This window comes from Aminobacter sp. P4_D5, assembly GCF_056401815.1.
The window spans coordinates 1-518 of sequence record NZ_JBFUIP010001404.1; the positions used below are offsets into that span (position 1 = coordinate 1).

Genomic DNA, 518 nt, shown 5'->3' on the forward strand with positions numbered 1-518 from the left:
GGGAAGTTCCGCTCGATGCGGGCCATGGTGTCGCGGATGATCTGCGCCGTCGCGAGCGCGTTCGAGCCGGGACGCTGGGTGATCGCCAGTGCCACGGCGGGCTGGCCGTTCAGGGTGGAATTGGTGGTGTAGGAGGCGGCGCCCAGCTCCACCCGGCCGATGTCGCGGATCCGCAGCAGCCGTCCCTCGCGCGTGGCGCGGATGACGATGTTCTCGAACTCGTCGGGCCGGTCCAGCCGGCCGCGGAAGGTGAGACTCGGCTGGAAGGCCTGGTCGGAGACCGGCGGCTCCGCCAGCAGGCCGCCCGCCACCTGGGTGTTCTGCGACTGCACCGCGGCGACGACGTCCTCGGCGGTGATGCCGAGCGCGGCCATGCGGTCGGGATCGAGCCAGATGCGCATCGCGTAGTCGCGCGCGCCCTGCATGTCGATGTCGCCGATGCCGTCGATGCGCAGCAGCTCGTCGCGCACCTGGCGCAGCGCGTAGTTGGAGACGTAGAGCTGGTCGTAGCTCTGGTC

The 518-nt window shown here is 70.7% G+C and carries 1 protein-coding gene; it reads right to left on the minus strand.

Annotated elements, in window-relative coordinates:
• Positions 1-518 (minus strand): efflux RND transporter permease subunit (locus tag AC1DWF_RS38670; protein WP_476843687.1); only part of this gene is annotated, 518 nt, incomplete at both ends.